The organism is Streptomyces nanhaiensis (assembly GCF_046614825.1).
In the GTDB taxonomy this organism is placed as follows: domain Bacteria; phylum Actinomycetota; class Actinomycetes; order Streptomycetales; family Streptomycetaceae; genus Streptomyces; species Streptomyces radiopugnans.
In genome coordinates this window covers 24,782-41,264 of the sequence record NZ_JBKJFM010000017.1, presented here as the reverse complement: position 1 = coordinate 41,264, position 16,483 = coordinate 24,782, and the positions used below count along the sequence as shown (strand labels likewise).

The window sequence follows — 16,483 nt, the reverse complement described above, 5'->3', positions numbered from 1 at the left end:
CTTGTGGAAATTGTTCGGATTCCCCGGCGGACACTGGAACCGAGAACGCTTTCAGCGGTTTTCCGGTCCGATTTCACCGGGCCGGCGAGGCGGGTGCGCCGATGTTGTCCGATACTTAGCGAACGGTGTACCGGAAGCGGCCCGGAGCGCTCTTTCCCGCCGAAGGGGCCGACAGGCCGCGCCCACGGATTCACGCCACGGGGGAATGCGGGGAACACCGGGGGAAGGGGGCGCGGGCGGGCGGACGGGAGGCGGATATCCGTGTTCCCCGCCCCGGCCGGCTTACGGGTGAATCCGCCGGGGGCTTCCGGATTTGCCGGTGGAACATGCTCGCCGGAGCGGTGCCCGGTGCGCGGAACGGAACCCCTTTCCAGGGGAGCGGTGTGCTCGCGGCGGCTCCGCGGGCCCGTGCCCCGCAGACCCGCGGGGGCGCCCCGCCCCCCTCCGGCGCGGCGCCAACTCCCTGTCATATGGCGGAAGTTTCGGGGAACACCCCATCTGACGGAGTCTCCCGCCGCCGACGGAGGTGCACGCAGATGGTCCGGTCCGACAGGTCCACGCCCTCCCCGAGGTGGATGGCCCCGCTCCTGCTGGTGGTCCTCGTGCTGGCCGGAGCGCTGCTGGCCGGTCAGCTCCGCATCCTGCCCGAACTGGGGAACCCGTTCGCCACCGAGACCGAGGACCGCACCGGCCCCGCGGTGCTGAAGTCCCTCAGGGACATGAGCCGCTACGAGGGCGCCTCCGGCACCTTCCAGGTCGTCGTCGACCTGGACAAGGACGCGAAGTTCCTGCCGGACGCGGTGCGCGGCAGCCGGACGCTGTTCGTCGGCACGGGCAGCGTCGGCGCGTACGTGGACCTGGGCGGTCTCGGCGAGGAGGCCGTCACGGTCACGGACGACCGCAGGGAGGCCACGGTACGGCTGCCGCACGCCAGGCTGGAGAAGCCCGCGCTGGACGCCGAGCGCTCGTACGCCGTCACCAAGGAGCGCGGCCTGCTCGACCGGCTCGGCGACGTCTTCTCCGACAACCCCGGCGACGAGCGGGAGGTCCACCTGTTGGCGGTCGAGCACATCGGCGAGGCCGCGAAGGAGAGCGGGCTGGCGAAGCGGGCCGAGGCGAACACCGAGGACATGCTGGAGAACCTGCTGCGCTCCCTGGGGTTCGAGCGGGTCTCGGTGACCTTCGGCGAGGAGGGCGGCGGGCGCGGCTGAGCGCGGGCGCCGGCGTGCTCCCCCCCGCTGCGGGGCCGGCGCGGGGCCGCGGCGGAGGTCCGTCGCGGGACTCGTCGCCGGGAGCGTCCCGGCCGGGGGCTTCCTCCGTTCCCTCCCGGACGCGGCCCCGCTATCGTACCGACCGGCTGGTAGGCAGCCCCCGCCCGGCCGACCGCCCGACGCCGCAGAAGCCGACCGGCCCGGCCCCGGCCGGGCCCCGCCGAGGAGGAACACGATGCCACGCGCCCTGGCCAACGGGATGGAACTGGAGTACGACACCTTCGGCGACCCGGACGGGCCGGTGCTGCTGCTCATCATGGGCCTGGGCGCCCAGATGACCGCCTGGCACCCGGAGTTCTGCCGCACGCTCGCCGACCGGGGCTTCCACGTCGTCCGCTACGACAACCGCGACTGCGGGCTGTCCACCTTCCTGGACGACTGCCCGCCCCCGGACATCAGAGCCGTCCTGGCCGGAGACACCTCCTCCGCCCCCTACCGCATCGCCGACATGGCCCGGGACGCCGCGGGCCTGCTCGACGCCCTGGGAGTCGACGCCGCGCACGTCGCGGGGGCCTCCATGGGCGGCATGATCGCCCAGCAGTTCGCGATCGACCACCCCTCGCGGGTGCGCTCGCTGTGCTCGATCATGTCCACAACCGGGGACCGCTCCGTCGGCCGGGGAACTCCCGCGGCGCTGGCCGCGCTGGCCGCGCCGCCGCCCCGCGACCGGCGGGAGGCGGGGGAGCGGGGCGTGCGCTCGTTCTCCGTCATCGGCTCGCCCGGATACCCGGTCGCCCCCGAGGAACTGCGCGAGCGTGCCGAGGCCGCCTACGACCGCTCCCCCCGGTCCGACGGTTTCGCGCGCCAGTACGCCGCGATCCTGGCCTCGCCCGACCGCACGCCGCATCTGCGGGCCGTCACCGCTCCGACGCTGGTCGTCCACGGCGCCGACGACCCCCTCATCGACCGCCGAGGCGGCGAGGCGACGGCCGCCGCGGTCCCCGGCGCCGAACTCCTGGTGGTCCCCGGCATGGGACACGACCTTCCCGAGCAGCTCTGGCCGCTCCTGGCCGACGCCATCGCACGCAACGCCGCCCGCGCGGACGTCCGCGTCAAAGCCCCCGCCGCCGCGCACGCCGCCTCCACCGCCTCCACCGCCTCCACCGCCTCCGCGGTCTCCCCGGGCGCGGGAGCGGACGGCGCGGGGCGCGGCGCCTGAAGGCCCTGCGAGGACCCCGGGGGGACCTCACGAAGGCCACGTCCGGACCCCCTCGGGACACCCGTGCCGTCCGGGCTTGACCCTGACACCGTGTGAGGCCCTGGAGTGGGAGGCGTCATGTTCACCATCGGAGACTTCGCCAGGCACGGCCGCGTGTCGGTCCGCATGCTGCGGCACTACGACGCGATCGGGCTGCTGCGCCCCGCCCGGACCGATCCGGTCAGCGGTTACCGCTTCTACGAGGCGGGCCAGCTCGCCCGGCTCAACCGCGTCATCGCGCTCAAGGACCTCGGCTTCACCCTCGAACAGGTGAGGTCGATCCTCGACGAGCGCTTGGGCACCGCGGAACTGAGCGGGATGCTCAGGATGCGTCGGGCGGAACTGGAGGACGCGGTGGCGGCCGCCACCGCACGGCTGGCCCGGGTCGAGGCGAGGCTCCGGACGATCGAGAGCGAGGGACGCATGCCCACCGAGGACATCGTGGTCAAGAGCATTCCGCCGGTGCGGGTGGCCGAGCTGACCGGCATCGCCGACGGCTTCGGGCCCGAGCACATCGGCCCGGTCATCCAGCCGCTGTACGACGAGCTGTGCCGCCGGCTGGAGCGGGCCGGGGTGGAACCGGCCGGGCCGGGCATCGCCCGGTACGAGGACGCCCCCGGCGGGGGCGGCGCGGTCGTCGTCCACGCCGGCATCACGGTCGCGGCCGGGGCCCGCGGGGGAGAGGACTTCGAGATCGTGGACCTGCCCGGAATCGAGCAGGCCGCCACCATCGTCCACCGCGGCCCCATGGACCGGATCATGCCCACCGCCCAGGCCCTGGCCCGCTGGATCGGCACCAGTGGCCACCGCTCGGCCGGCTATGCGCGGGAGCTGTACCTGGAGTGCCCGCAGGACAGGGAGAAGTGGGTGACCGAGCTCCAGGAGCCGATCACACCGGCCTGACCCCGTACGACGGCGGTGCCCGCTCCCGTCCCCGCCGCGGGGACGGGAGCGGGCACCGGCCCACCCGCGCGCCGGTCACGGCCAGGAGGACTCGCTGCGCGGCACCACGACCACCTCGGGCATCACGCTGCCCTCGGGGACCGACAGCGCGCACATGACCGCGTCCGCCACGATGTCGGGGCTCTGCAGCTTGGAGGTGTCGGCGTCGGGGAAGCGCTCCGTCACGAACGGGGTCTCCATGCCCCCCGCGATCACCCCGGTGATCCCGATGCCGATGCAGTCGCGCTGCGCCTCCTTGAAGAGGGTGTGGGTGAAGGCGCGCAGCCCCGACTTGCCGGCCGAGTACGGGCCGGCCTCGGTCCAGGTGCGGTTGGAGGCCGTGGAGAGGATGTTGACGATGTGTCCGCCGCCGCGTGCCACCATGCGCCGGTAGGTCTCCAGGCACATGTACATCGGGCCGAGCAGGTTGGTGGAGACCACCTTGGTGACCTCCTCGGCGGACAGGTGCTCGATCGGCTTGGAGACGTCCACCGCGGCGTTGTTGACCAGGATGTCCAGTGGCCAGGAGGCCTCGTCCAGCCCCCGGAAGGCCGCCTCGACCGCCTCCGGGTCGCGGACGTCCAGCTCCAGGAAGCGGACGTCCGCACCCTCCTCCTCGCTGAGCCGGGCGCAGAACTTCTCGCCCTCCTCGCGGCGTACGTCCACCACCCGCACGGCGGCCCCGGCCCGTGCGAGACGGCGGGTGATGGACGCGCCCAGACCGCGGGCGCCGCCCGTCACCAGCGCGTTCCTGCCCTCCAGATTCAGCCGTACCGCTCCGCCCACGGTGCTGCCTCCTCACTCGGCCGCTGCGGCCGCTGTGGCGTCCGCGCCGGAGTGCCCCCTGGGCGGTGCCCGAAACGGGCACCGCCGGGCGGTGGCGGGCGGGCGGTGCCCGTTTCACCCGGACGGAGCACCGCTGGACGGGGCGCCGCCGGGAGGGGCGCCGCGCCGTCGGCCGCGCGGCGGGGCGATGAGTTCCGCCCGTCCGGCCGGTCTGTCCCCGTGCCCCCCACGGCAGGGCGCCCCCACGGCAGGGCGCCCCCATGGCAGGAGGACCGGTCTTGGCAGCTCATGAGGAACCGCGACCGCCCGGCGGGGAGGCGGCCTCGCTCGTACTGGCCGCCGAAGGCCCGGTCATCCGCGCGGACATACCGCTGCTGTGCGAGCGGCTGCGCCGGGTACTGGAGCGCACCCGGGCGGACCCGGTCGTCGTGGACGCCGGGGAGTTCTGCGCGGCGGACATGGTCACCGTCGAGGCACTGGCCCGGATGCAGCTCACCGCCCGCCGCCTCGGCCGCCGGATACGGCTGGCCAACGCCGGCGGCGGGCTGCTGCGGCTCCTCGCCTGGACCGGGCTGGACGGGGAGCTGCTCACCGCCGGCGCGGGCACCGGCACGGCGCCGGACCGGGGGCGCTCAGCGGGGAGCCAGGCGCGGAGGCAGTCCGAACAGGGGGAACAGCCGCGCGGTGTCCAGGAAGGCGTTGAGCGCGGTGACCCGGCCGCCGGACACCTCGACGACCTGCAGCGCCCAGGGGGAGAAGCCGCCGTCCGGATCCGGCCGGTACTGCCCGAACGCCTGGCAGCCGTTCGCCGCGACCGGCACCAGGCGTGATCCCCGGCAGCCCGCGCCGTGCCCGCTGAGCCACGCCCGTATGTCGGCCTGGCCGCGCAGCCACAGCCCGTAGGGCGGCATCGACAGCGTCGCGTCGTCGTGCAGCACCGCGGTGAGGGCGTCGAGGTCGTAGGACTCGAAGGCGCTGACGTAGCGGGCGAGGAGCGCGCGCTGCTCCTCGCCCATCGACTCCGTGCTCCCGTCGGAGGTGATCTCACCGGAGGCGAGCGTGGCGCGGGCGCGCTGGAGCGCGCTGTTGACCGACGCGACCGTGGTGCCCAGCAGTTCGGCGACCTCGCTCGCCCGCCAGGCGAGCACCTCGCGCAGGATCAGCACCGCACGCTGCCGGGGCGCCAGATGCTGGAGGGCCGCGATGAAGGCCAGCCGGACCGACTCCCGCGCCACGGCCGTCTCGGCCGGATCGCCGCCGTCCGACAGGATCCGGCCGCTCGGCATCGGCTCTATCCAGGTGGCCTCCGGGAGGGCGGGCCCGGGCGGATTCTCCGCCCCCGAGGGGGACGACAGGTCCATGGGGCGGGCGCGCCGCCGGCTGCCTCCGAGCATGTCCAGGCACACGTTGGTGGCGATGCGGTACAGCCACGACCGCAGTGAGGAGCGGCCCTCGAAGCGGTCCAGGGCGCGCCAGGCGCGCACCATCGTCTCCTGTACGGCGTCCTCCGCCTCGAAGGCCGATCCCAGCATCCGGTAGCAGTAGCCCGTCAGCTCCACCCGGTGCCGTTCCAGCCGCAGCTCCGCCCGCTCCGGCTCCGCGGGCTCGCGCGCGGCCGCGCCCTTCGTACTGCTCGCCGTCGCGACGTCACTCATCGAGGCCCCCTGTGACCCTCGTCCGGCCCTCCGCCCGGCGGCAGGGGGCGCGGCACACTTCCGGACCGGCCAGCCGATTCCGGCCGACCGCTTCCCAGCAAACCACCGGCCACTGACAATCGCGCCCCGACGCGGCACGGGCACCGCCCCGACGCGACCCGGGTGCGCTCAGACCTCCGCCCGTTCGGCGTCGGGACTGCGGCGGCGACGGCGGCGGCGGGGCAGCCGGAAGCGCCGTTTGAACTCGTACAGCACCGGGTGCCTGTCCCGCTCCTCTCGGGTGTAGCGGTCCAGCTCCTCCGCAAGGCGCGTCGAGCGCTTCTCCACGTCCAGCTCGTCCAGCACCCGGTCGAACTCCGACAGCAGCGCCCCCAGCAGGTGCCACTGGCGCGGATGCTCCTGGACGCGGGCGAGCAGCAGGTGCGCGACCCGCTCGCGCCCGGCGCGCCCGGCCTCCATCTCGGCCGCCAGCCGGTCCTCCGCCTCCTCGGAACTGGCGCTGTCGGTGCTGGTGACCAGGACGGCGAAGCTCTGCACCGCCCTTGCGACGTTGCCGAACAGCTCCTCCACGGCCTCGGCCACCTCGTGCGGGAACAGCGGCTCCTCCTCGCGGGCCCTGGCCAGGTCGGTGAGGGTCCGCGACATCGCGCGCATCACGGTGGTGCAGATCTCCAGGGTGTCCAGGCCCGTCCGCAGCACGACCCGGGACAGCAGCGCCTCCTTGACCCGGGGGTTCAGGCGCAGGCTCTCCTCGGCCTGTACGAGCGCGGCGTCGACCTGCGTGATGTCGTTGTCCAGCCGCCGGGCCTCGTGGAGCCGGGCGGCCGCCCGGTGCACCGGCGTGGGGACGCCCAGTTGCTCGCCCATGAGCAGCAGCAGCCGCCGCATCCGGTCGGCCAGGTCCACCAGCGCCTCCTCGGCGGGCTGCACCCACACCGGAGGCACGAACAGGAAGTTGAACAGCAGGCCGACCGCGGCGCCGATCAGGGTCTCCAGCACCCGGCTCAGGGCCAGGTCCGTGGCGTGGGACACCCCCAGCACCAGCATGGCGCTGATCGCCACCTCGGGGATGAAGTCGCCGGCCCGCACCAGGTGCCCGACGGCCAGGGAGGTGAGGATGAGCAGGCCCAGACTCCACCAGCTCAGGCCCACCAGGGCGCTGAAACCGACGGCGACCGTGACCCCGGCCACCACGGCGTTGACCCGGGTGATGCCGCTGGTGATCGTGGCGTAGAGGGTGACCTGGACGACCAGCAGCGCGGTCAGCGGGGCCAGCAGCGGGGCCCGGGCGTCGGTCAGCCAGAGGGCGGCGGCGTAGGCGAGCGTCGCGGCCGCCGTGGAGCGGAGGGCCTGGACGACCACCGGCTCCCTGCGCCGCCGCACCAGCTCGATCACGGGTTCGGGAACTTCAGGCACACTACGGCCCTTCCCGTCCGTGGAAGATCGATACCGGTCGTCCTCCCACCGCCCCACGCTGCCGTCCTCCCGCCGTCCCGCCCGGCCGTCCTCCCGCCGTCCCGCCCGGCCGTCCTCCCGCGGCTCCTCGCCCAGCTCCGTCCGCCGCAGAGCCCGACCGCGCCCCGGCCGTCCGCCCCACCCCGGCGGAGTACGCCCGTCCGTCCGGCGGCGCGGAATGTCTGGGAAGGCGGGAACCGGGTAGTCGGCAGTGCCGCGTACCGGGCGTACGCGGGCGCACGGCGCCGGTACGGGCGGAGCGGGACGCGGGAGGACGGCCGGGCGAGGAGGCGGTGAAGGGCAGTGGGACCACCAGGGACGGCGGGGCGATGAGCGAGGCCGACCGGACACGGGAGCCCGGCGTCCTGCGCGCGGTCTTCGACGGCCTGGGCGCGGGCATCTACGCCACGGACTCCACGGGCCGCCTGATCGCCGCCAACCCCCGGGCCGAGCGGATGGTGGCGCGGCCGTCGGCGGAGATGCTGGGCCATGACATGCACGATCTGCTGCACCGCGACGCGGACGGGGCGGAGATCCCCCGGGAGGACTGCCGGATGCTCGCGGTCCTCGCCGACGGCCGTCCGCGCGAGGGGGGCGACGAGTACCTGCTGCGGGGCGACGGCACCACCCTCCCGGTCATCTGGTCGGCCGCCCCGCTGGAGCTGCCGGGGGAGCCGGCCGGCCTGGTCCTGGCCTTCCACGACTTCAGCGTGCGCAGGGCCGCCGAGCGGCAGACGGCCGCCTACCTGGAGGCGCTGGAGGCCCTGACCACCAGGCTGACACTGGTGTCGGAGGTCTCCTCCGTCCTCATCTCCAGCCTGGACGTCCCCCGGGTGCTCCGGAAGCTGGGCCGGATGCTGGTGCCCGGCCTGGCCGACTGGACGGCGGTGGACATGCTCACCGAGCAGCCGGACGAGGTACGGCGCATCGCCGTGCACAGCGGGGCGGACCCGGCGGCGGCCGGGGAACTGGAGGGAGTCCTGCCGCCGCTGTCGGAGTCCGCGGGAGCGGGCCTGGTACGCGCCCTGCGCGGCGCCGAGACGGTCCTGCTGGACGCCCGGGACCTCGCGCGCGAACCCGACGCACCGCTCATCGCGGCCCACCGCAGACTGTTCGAACGGCTCGGCGGGCACAGCGCCGTGGTGGTGCCGCTGCACAGCCGCCGACGGGTCTTCGGCGCCTTCACCGCGGCGCGCACCGGCGACTCGCCCCCGTACACCGACGACGAGGTGATGGTGCTCGCGGACATCGGCCGCCGGGCCGGGCTGGCCGTGGACAACGCCCGCCTCTTCGACCAGCAGAGGCACGTCGCCGAGAGCATGCAGCGCCAGCTGCTGACCCCGCTGCCCCAGGTCGACCACCTGCTGATGGCCGCCCGCTACCGGCCCGCCCAGGTGGCGGCCGAGATCGGCGGGGACTGGTACGACGCCTTCCTGCTGGAGGACGGGGTCACCACGATGGTCATCGGGGACGTGGTGGGCCACGACCTCCAGGCCGCCGCCCACATGGCCGAGGTCCGCAACATGCTGCGCGCCCTGGCCTGGGACCGCAGGGAGCCGCCCAGCGTGATCATGCGCCGTCTGGACGAGGCGATGACCAACACCAGCGACGCGCCCATGGCCACCGTCGTCTTCGCCCGGATCGAGGGCCGTGAGGGCGGGCCCTGGCGGCTGCACTGGGTCAACGCCGGGCACCCCCCGCCGCTGCTGGTCGCACCGGACGGCGGCACCCGCTTCCTGGAGGCCGGCCACGGCCCCCTGCTGGGCATGAGCGCGACCCTGAACCTGGGGCTGCACTGGTCCGACGCCTACGAGGACCTGCCGCCGGAGGCGACGGTGGTTTTCTACACCGACGGCCTGGTGGAGAGCCGCTCCAGGCCGATCGACACCGGCATGGAGCTGCTGTGCCGCCACGCCTCCGCCCTGGCCCGTCACGGCCTGGAGGAGTTCTGCGACGAACTGCTGGAGCGCATGGCCCCCCGCGGCGACGACGTCGCCCTGCTGGCCCTGCGGCTGCCGCGGTACGGGGAGGGGGCTCCCGGCGACCGCACCCCGCCGCCGTCGCGCGGCGAACCGGTGCGCAGCCCGGCGGACCCGTCCAGGTCGGCCCCGGGGGCCGAGGCGCTGGACGCGGACGAGGTCTTCGCCCAGGCGCCCCGCGGCCCCGACCGGCCGCCGCTGCCCTGAGACCCCGGTCCCGCGACCGTGCGGGAGGCCGGGGCGCGGGGCACCCGGACGCGGGGCCCGTCGCCCTCCGCCGCCCCTCCCCCGGGGGGAAGACGCCCCGGGTGCGCATTCCCGCCGCCTTCCCGGGGTACCGCGTGGCACGGCCGCACGGCAGGCACGCACGGCACGCACGGCACGCACGGCACGCACGGCACGGAGCAGGCAGGGAAAGGACGCGCATGGACCGGATCGCCGACATCTGGGGACCCCGCACACCGCACGCCAGGGGAACGGTGTGGCCCGCCCGGGTCGACCGCCATCTGGAGGAGGGGGTGGCAGAGGAGGACGTCGAGCGCTGGGTGCGCTCCGCCTGCGTGCTGTGCAGCAACGGCTGCGGCTGCGAGATCGCCGTCCGGGACGGGCGCATGGTCGGGGTGCGCGGAGTGGCCACGGACGTGGTCAACCACGGGCGGCTCGGCCCCAAGGGCCTGTACGGGAGCTGGGCCTGGGCCAACGGCGCCGACCGGCTCACCCGTCCCCTGGTCCGCGAGAACGGCCGCCTGACCGAGACCGACTGGGAGACCGCGATGGGCCGGATCGCCGAGGTCTCCCGGCGGCTGCTGGCGGAGAAGGGCCCCCTGTCCCACGGCTTCTACACCTCCGGCCAGCTCTTCCTGGAGGAGTACTACACCCTGGCCGTGATCGGGAAGGCCGGCCTGGGCACCCCGCACATGGACGGCAACACCCGGCTGTGCACGGCCACCAGCGCCGCCGCCTTCAAGGAGTCGTTCGGCACCGACGGGCAGCCCGGCTCCTACACCGACATCGAGCACTGCGACGCGATCTTCCTGTTCGGCCACAACATGCCCGAGACCCAGACGGTGCTGTGGACGCGCGTACTGGACCGCACCCGCGCCGACGACCCGCCGAGGGTGGTGTGCGTCGACCCGCGCCGGACCAAGGTCGCGGAGGAGGCCGAACGCACCGGCGGCGTCCACCTCGCGCCCCGGGTCGGCACCAACACGGCCCTGATGAACGGCCTGACCCGGGAACTCTTCGCAGGCGGCTGGGTGGACGAGGAGTGGGTGGGGCGCCACACCCTGGGCGTGGAGGAGCTGCGAGAGACGGTGGAGCCCTGCACCCCCGAGGAGACCGCCCGGATCTGCGGCGTGGACGCCGGCGACGTACGGCGCGCGGCACGGATCTTCGGGGAGAGCGAGCGGGTGCTGTCCACCGTGCTGCAGGGCTTCTACCAGTCGCACCAGGCCACCGCCGCCGCCGTGGCCGTGCACAACCTGCATCTGCTGCGCGGCATGATCGGCCGCCCGGGCGCCGGGGTGCTCCAGATGAACGGCCAGCCCACCGCGCAGAACACCCGCGAGTGCGGCGCCGACGGCGACCTGCCCGGCTTCCGCAACTGGAGCAACCCCGCGCACGTCCGCGAACTGGCCGAGCTGTGGAACGTCGACGAGCTGACGATCCCGCACTGGGCTCCGCCCACCCACGCCATGCAGATCTTCCGCTACGCCGAACAGGGCTCGGTCGGGCTGCTGTGGATCTCCGCGACCAACCCGGTCGTCTCCATGCCCGAGTCGTCCCGCATCCGGAGGATCCTCGGCGGCGACCAGTGCTTCACGGTCGTCCAGGACCTCTTCCTCACCGAGACCGCCGAGCTGGCCGACGTGGTGCTGCCCGCGGCCGGCTGGGGCGAGAAGACCGGCTGCCACACCAACGCGGGCCGCGTCGTGCACCTGTCCGAGAAGGCCGTCGAACCGCCCGGCGAGGCCAGGAGCGACCTGGACATCTTCCTGATGTACGCCGACGCCATGGACTTCCGCGACAGGGACGGCGCGCCGCTGGTCAAGTGGCGCACCCCCGAGGAGGCCTTCGACGCCTGGCGCGAGTGCAGCCGCGGCCGCCCCTGCGACTACAGCGGCCTGTCCTACGACAGGCTGCGCGGCCCAACCGGCATCCCCTGGCCCTGCACCGAGCAGCACCCCGAGGGCACCGACCGGCTCTACGCGGACGGCGTGTTCAACACCGACCCCGAGTACTGCGAGACCTACGGCCACGACCTGCTCACCGGCGGCACGGTGACCCCCGTCGAGTACCGGGCCAAGGCCCCGGCCGGGCGAGCCCACCTCAAGGGCGCGGCCTACGTGCCGCCCCACGAGGAGCCCGGGGATGAGTACCCGCTGCTGTACACCACCGGGCGCACCGTCTACCACTTCCACACCCGTACCAAGACCGGCCGCTCCCGCGAGCTGAACCGGGCCGCGCCCGACGCCTGGGTGGAGCTGTCCGTCCCCGACGCGCGGCGGCTGGGGATCGCGGAGGGCGACCGGGTGCGGGTGGAGTCGCCGCGCGGAGCGATCGAGGTACGCGCCCGGATCGGGCACGTGAGGGAGGGCGCGGTGTTCGCGCCCTTCCACTACGGCCGCTGGGACCCGGACGAGGTGGCGGCCGACGGCGCGCCCCGGCAGGCCAACGAACTGACCATGACCATCTGGGACCCGGTGTCCAAGCAGCCGTACTTCAAGACGGCCGCCTGCCGTGTGGTGAAGGTCGCAGACGGCGACGGCCCCGCACCCGCGCCCACCACGACCGCCTCCGAGCCGGCCGGCGGTTCCGTACCGCCGACCCGGGGCGGGCCGGAGGCGGACACCTCCGCCGAGCCCACCGCCACCCCCGACTATCCGTGCGATCCCGCCGTCACCCACGAGGCACCCGGCCACATCGCCGAGGTCGCCGCACCGGGGAGGTCCTGATGCCCCATCTGGCCGTCTACGTCGGTCTGCTCCACCACAGCGAGCAGACTCTGGCCGAGGCCCTGCGCACGGTGGGGGAGGGGCATGCCGCGGAGGGCGATGTCTACCACACCTGCGACACCCTGGCGAAGATGAGCGAGGAGCACGTCCGCCGCCTGGCGCCCATCGCCCGCCGCTACGGCGAGCAGGCCGCCGGCGAGGACGTCGAGGAGCCCGAGCGGCTGCACGCCGACGGGCTCGCCGGGGTCCGCGAGGGGCCCGTCGGGCTGCTGCGCGACCTCCAGGACCTGTACGTGCTGGGCACACTCGTCCAGACGACCTGGACCGCCGTCGCCCAGGCGGCCCAGGGAGCGCGCGACCGCGAGCTGCTGGAACTCGCCCACGCCTGCGAGGGGGAGACGGGCCGCCAGCTGTCCTGGCTCAACACCCGGCTGAAGGCGGCGGCCCCGCAGGCGCTGCTGGCCGCGACCTGACACCGGGCGGGCCGGGGAGCCGCCTCCGCCGGACCCCGCCGGACCCCGCCGGACATCGGAGGGCCTCGCCGGACCTCCGCCGCGCTAGCCGGCGGACCCGTTCCCCCTCCCCGGGGTGGATTCCGGTGAGGAGGAACGGAGTTCGCGGCCGAGCGCGGCCCGTGCCGCGGCGATGTACGCCGAGGCGCGGGGCAGTTCGCGGAAGGCCCCGGCCATGGTCTCCAGCACCGCGGACAGGGCCTGGACGGGAAGGTTCCGGGCGGCCATGATCCGGCCCGTCCACACGGTGAAGCCCTCGAACAGCCCCGGGTCGTCGACGTAGAGCGCGGCCACCAGGTACTCCACGACGCGGTGGAGGTCCTCCGCGGTGTACTCCCGCCGGCGTCCGGTGCACTCCCGCGACCGCGGGAACCGTTCGGGCAGCACCGCCATGACCTCGTCGACGAGCCTCCGGCTGGCCTCCTCGACCAGGGCGTGCTCGCGGTCGGCCAGGTGCGGCAGCGCCTCCTCGGCGGTCTGGGGGAGCACGGACGGCGGCGCGATGCCCGCCGCGAGACGCTCGGCCGCGCCGCGGGCGCTGCCGGCCCAGGCGTCGGCGCCCAGCAGACGGGCGTAGCGGCCGCCCGGGCCGAACCCGGCGCCTCCCGCCAGCACGGGCACTCCGGCGCCCCGGCAGGCGGTGACGGCCGCGTGGGCGACGGGCAGCCGCACGGGCAGGGAGCACGACAGGGCCACCGCGTCGGGGCCGGTGGAGTGCAGATGGGACACCAGCTGCCGGGTGGACACATGGGCCCCGAGGAAGTCCACGTGCCAGCCGCGCAGCCGCAGCACCTCCGCGACGAGCCGGGCGGGCAGCGTGTGCCACTCCCCGTCTGCGCAGGCCACGGTGACCCGGCCGAGCCGGGCGGGGACCCGGGCGGCCGGATGGGCGGCGACCGCGGTGACGGCGCGGTCGCTGACGGCGGTGGCCGCGTGCTCCTGGGCGACGGTGAGCCGGTTCTCCGCCCAGCGGACACCGACCCGCCGCTGCGCGGGCGCGATGACCTCCAGCAGGACGTCCTCGGGTGCCAAGCCGTGGTCCAGGGCCTCGTTGACCTGGGCGACGGCGGAGTGCTCGTCCGCGTTCTCCAGCGCCGCCCAGAAGCTCTCCGCCCGGCTCCTCAGGGGCTTCGCCCCCGGGCTCACCGCTCCTCCCCGGAGCGGACGGCCCCGCCCACCGCGCTCAGCGGGGTGCGGTGGGCCGCGGTGACGGCCACCAGCGCGATGTCGTCGTGCTCCCGGCCCGCCAGCCACTCGGAGGTGAGCATCCCGATGCGCTCGACGACGGCCTCGGCGTGCAGCCCCGCGCAGGAGGCCAGTGCCTCGGCCAGGCGCTCCTCCCCGAACATCTCGCCGTAGGGCCCGCCCCGGGCCTCGGTGACGCCGTCGGAGTACAGCAGGCAGGTCTCCCCGGGCAGGAGCACGGTGGAGCAGGTGGTCGCGGACGCCTCCGGCAGCACGCCGATCAGCGTGCCCGAGGTGCGGGCGGCCTCCACCGTCCCGTCGAGCCGCAGGAGCAGCGGTGGCGGGTGCCCGGCAGAGGTCAGGCGCAGGGCGACCCGGCCGGTGGCGGGGTCCGGGGCGCCGAACGAGGCGAGCACCAGGGTGACGAACCGGTCCTGGGGGCCCTTCATCAGTGCCCGGTTGAGCAGGTCCAGCAGCCGTACGTGGTCGGACTCGACCAGTCGCAGCGCCGTGAGCGTGTTGCGGATCTTCCCCGTCAGGACGGCCGCCTCCGGGCCCTTGCCGGCCACGTCGCCGAGCACGATGTCGGTGTCCCGGCCGGGCCCGTCGGCCGGGTGCACGTCGTAGAAGTCGCCGCCGATGCTCTGGGCGCTCTGGGCGGGGCGGTAGGCCCCGGCCAGCTCCACGCCCTCCGGGTGCGGCAGCGCGGGCGGCAGCAGTTCGCGCTGGAGCACGGCGACGGTGGCCACCTGCTCAGCGTAGAGCGCGGCGGCCGAGATCGCCGCACCGGCACGGGCGGCGAAGATCCGGGTCACGGCATCCTCGCCCGGGGCGGTGCCCCCGTCCGGGCCGGTGCCCCCGTCCGGGCCGGTGCCCCCGCCCGGAGCGGTGCCCCCGTCCGGGCCGGCGTCCTCGCCCCCGGCACGGCGCAGCAGCACCATCGCGCCGGCGATCCCGCCGCTGCCCGGCAGCGGGACGACCGTCAGCGAGGCCGGGCGGCCGAACCCGGAGGGCAGCAGCCACGCGGGGACCCGGCCCGGATCGACCGGGCGGACGGACACCGGGGGGAAGCCGGCCAGTGCCTCGGCCAGCCCCGGCATCTCCTCCGGGGACGCGGACAGGGTCTCCTCCTCCAGCCGTCCGTCGGAGACCGCCCGGGTCACCTCCGGGCGGCGGTCCCGCGACAGGCGGACCACGACGGCTGCGTCGGCGAGGTGGCCGGCCGCCAGCCGGGCGGTCGCCACCACACACCTGCGCGGGTTGAGCGACGCCTGGAGCCGGGCGGAGGCCCGGGCCAGGAACGCGGTGCTCTCCCGTTCCGAGCGCAGCGACCGCTCGGCGTCCTCCCGGCCGGTGACGTCCGACAGCCACCAGGCGGTGTGCCCGTCCGGCAGGGCAGCGGCGTACGCGGTGAAGGCGCGTCCCCGAAGGGACCCGTGCGCCGCGGCTGCCGTCGCAGCCCCGGCCGCCCCGCCCGCTTCCTCCGTCCCGGCCGCCTCGGCGTCCTGTCCGCGGTGTCCGCCGCGTACGGCGGCGACCAGCCAGCCGGGTGCCACGCCGTCGTCCAGCGGGACCCCGGGGAGGAGGCCGGGCAGCAGCACGCGCGCCGCGGCGTTCACCAGCGACACCCGCCCCAGCCGGTCCACCGCGACGAGCGGCGCCGGCGCCGACTCGACCGCCGGTCCGGCCGGAGCGCGGTGGTGCGGGGCGGCATGCCCGCCACCGCCGCCGGTCCGGGCGTGCGCGTCCCCGGAGACGTCTGGAGGGATGGGAGGGTTGCTCACAGAAGAACAGGGGCGCGGCACTCGCGGTGCTCCGCCCGGTCCCCCCTTCGACGGTCGGCACAGATGGACGGTTGCTCTATGCCAACGATCTCGCGGAGGGGGCGACAGGCGCAAACCCGCCCCACCGCGCCCCCGCCCGCGCGGCCCCCGCTCGCCCCCACCCGCCTCCCGCGCACCCGGGCCGGGCCCTCATCCCGGTTCCCGGGAGCGGGGGCCGCGGTCGGAGGCGGGCCACACGTAGGGCAGGTCCGCCGGCACGTCCGGGAACAGGGGCGCGTAGTGGTCGGGGTCCTTGCGGACCAGGGAGGAGCGGTGGCTGCGGTGGAAGGACGGCTCGCCCAGCCAGGGCGGCAGCTCGCCGGCCGCCTCCAGTTCCTCCTGGGGGCGGGGGACGGCGATGCCGGTGGCGTGCCGCAGATCGGTCAGCATCGTCGCCTCGCAGGTGTCGGCGCGTCCCGCCAGGCGCCAGTGGCGGCAGATCTCCATGCCGTAGCGGACCAGCGCCTCCTCGTACCCCGTCCACATGCGCACGGCCGGGTGCCGGGCCCAGCCGTAACCGGGCACGGTCAGGGCGCGCAGCACCTGCAGGGCCTCCACCCGCTGCTTCCCCAGCCTCCGGGCGTCGAGCACACGGGCGGTCCCGGCGAAGTCGGGGAGCGGCAGGAACGTCTGCACGGTGTCCCATCCATCCCTTCCGTCCCCCTCGGCGCGGACTGCGATCATCGCAGCCCGCGCCGAGGGCCGCAGTCCGGGTGCGGCCGA

General features: G+C 75.1%; 12 protein-coding genes and 1 pseudogene. 7 read left to right on the top strand and 6 right to left on the bottom strand.

The window, feature by feature from the left end; all coding sequences use genetic code 11:
• The first annotated feature begins 536 nt into the window (after positions 1-536).
• From ACLIYP_RS07415 to ACLIYP_RS07405, 3 genes are all read left to right on the top strand, one after another.
• Positions 537-1,211: a DUF4230 domain-containing protein gene (locus ACLIYP_RS07415; RefSeq protein ID WP_412712334.1), complete on the top strand. Its 675-nt coding sequence runs from the start codon at positions 537-539 to the stop codon at positions 1,209-1,211.
• A 235-nt stretch (positions 1,212-1,446) separates the two neighbouring features.
• Positions 1,447-2,430 carry an alpha/beta fold hydrolase gene (locus ACLIYP_RS07410; protein WP_412712333.1) on the top strand — a complete coding sequence of 328 codons (984 nt, stop codon included), beginning with the start codon at positions 1,447-1,449 and terminating at the stop codon, positions 2,428-2,430.
• A gap of 117 nt (positions 2,431-2,547) precedes the next feature.
• Complete coding sequence (locus ACLIYP_RS07405) at positions 2,548-3,372, top strand: MerR family transcriptional regulator (protein ID WP_412712332.1); 825 nt, start codon at positions 2,548-2,550, stop codon at positions 3,370-3,372.
• Between the two features lie 75 nt (positions 3,373-3,447).
• Here the strand turns inward: ACLIYP_RS07405 and ACLIYP_RS07400 are convergent, their stop codons facing one another.
• A complete protein-coding gene (locus tag ACLIYP_RS07400; RefSeq protein ID WP_412712331.1) occupies positions 3,448-4,197 on the bottom strand; it encodes an SDR family oxidoreductase in 750 nt (249 codons plus the stop codon).
• A 260-nt stretch (positions 4,198-4,457) separates the two neighbouring features.
• Between ACLIYP_RS07400 and ACLIYP_RS07395 the strand changes: the two are divergent.
• A pseudogene (locus tag ACLIYP_RS07395) lies at positions 4,458-4,772 on the top strand (STAS domain-containing protein); the annotation flags it as partial.
• Between the two features lie 57 nt (positions 4,773-4,829).
• On the opposite strand, the gene ACLIYP_RS07390 reads toward ACLIYP_RS07395, so the two are convergent.
• Positions 4,830-5,852, bottom strand: coding sequence for a sigma-70 family RNA polymerase sigma factor (locus ACLIYP_RS07390; RefSeq protein ID WP_412712330.1), 1,023 nt, complete (start codon positions 5,850-5,852; stop codon positions 4,830-4,832).
• Between the two features lie 168 nt (positions 5,853-6,020).
• On the bottom strand, positions 6,021-7,268 hold the full coding sequence (locus ACLIYP_RS07385) for an FUSC family protein (RefSeq protein WP_412712329.1): 1,248 nt from the start codon (positions 7,266-7,268) through the stop codon (positions 6,021-6,023).
• 368 nt (positions 7,269-7,636) lie between these two features.
• Between ACLIYP_RS07385 and ACLIYP_RS07380 the strand changes: the two genes are divergently transcribed.
• The 3 genes from ACLIYP_RS07380 (at position 7,637) to ACLIYP_RS07370 (ending at position 12,713) form a co-directional block, all read left to right on the top strand.
• Complete coding sequence (locus ACLIYP_RS07380) at positions 7,637-9,493, top strand: SpoIIE family protein phosphatase (protein ID WP_412712348.1); 1,857 nt, start codon at positions 7,637-7,639, stop codon at positions 9,491-9,493.
• A 218-nt stretch (positions 9,494-9,711) separates the two neighbouring features.
• Positions 9,712-12,240, top strand: a complete 2,529-nt coding sequence (locus ACLIYP_RS07375) for a molybdopterin oxidoreductase family protein (RefSeq protein WP_412712328.1) — start codon at positions 9,712-9,714, stop codon at positions 12,238-12,240.
• Positions 12,240-12,713, top strand: coding sequence for a hypothetical protein (locus ACLIYP_RS07370; RefSeq protein ID WP_412712327.1), 474 nt, complete (start codon positions 12,240-12,242; stop codon positions 12,711-12,713). The genes ACLIYP_RS07375 and ACLIYP_RS07370 overlap by 1 nt, the downstream gene beginning before the upstream one ends.
• Positions 12,714-12,797: 84 nt before the next feature.
• Here ACLIYP_RS07370 and ACLIYP_RS07365 read toward each other — a convergent pair whose 3' ends face one another.
• The 3 genes from ACLIYP_RS07365 to ACLIYP_RS07355 all read right to left on the bottom strand — a co-directional run bounded on the left by ACLIYP_RS07365 (position 12,798) and on the right by ACLIYP_RS07355 (position 16,396).
• Positions 12,798-13,898 (bottom strand): cobalamin B12-binding domain-containing protein, encoded by a 1,101-nt coding sequence (locus ACLIYP_RS07365; protein WP_412712326.1) that lies wholly within the window; start codon positions 13,896-13,898, stop codon positions 12,798-12,800.
• A complete protein-coding gene (locus tag ACLIYP_RS07360) occupies positions 13,895-15,721 on the bottom strand; it encodes a PP2C family protein-serine/threonine phosphatase (protein ID WP_412712325.1) in 1,827 nt (608 codons plus the stop codon). The genes ACLIYP_RS07365 and ACLIYP_RS07360 overlap by 4 nt, the downstream gene beginning before the upstream one ends.
• Positions 15,722-15,910: 189 nt before the next feature.
• The gene (locus tag ACLIYP_RS07355; RefSeq protein ID WP_412712324.1) at positions 15,911-16,396 is read right to left on the bottom strand and encodes an MSMEG_6728 family protein; all 486 of its coding nucleotides are present in this window, start codon (positions 16,394-16,396) and stop codon (positions 15,911-15,913) included.
• Positions 16,397-16,483: the final 87 nt, after the last annotated feature.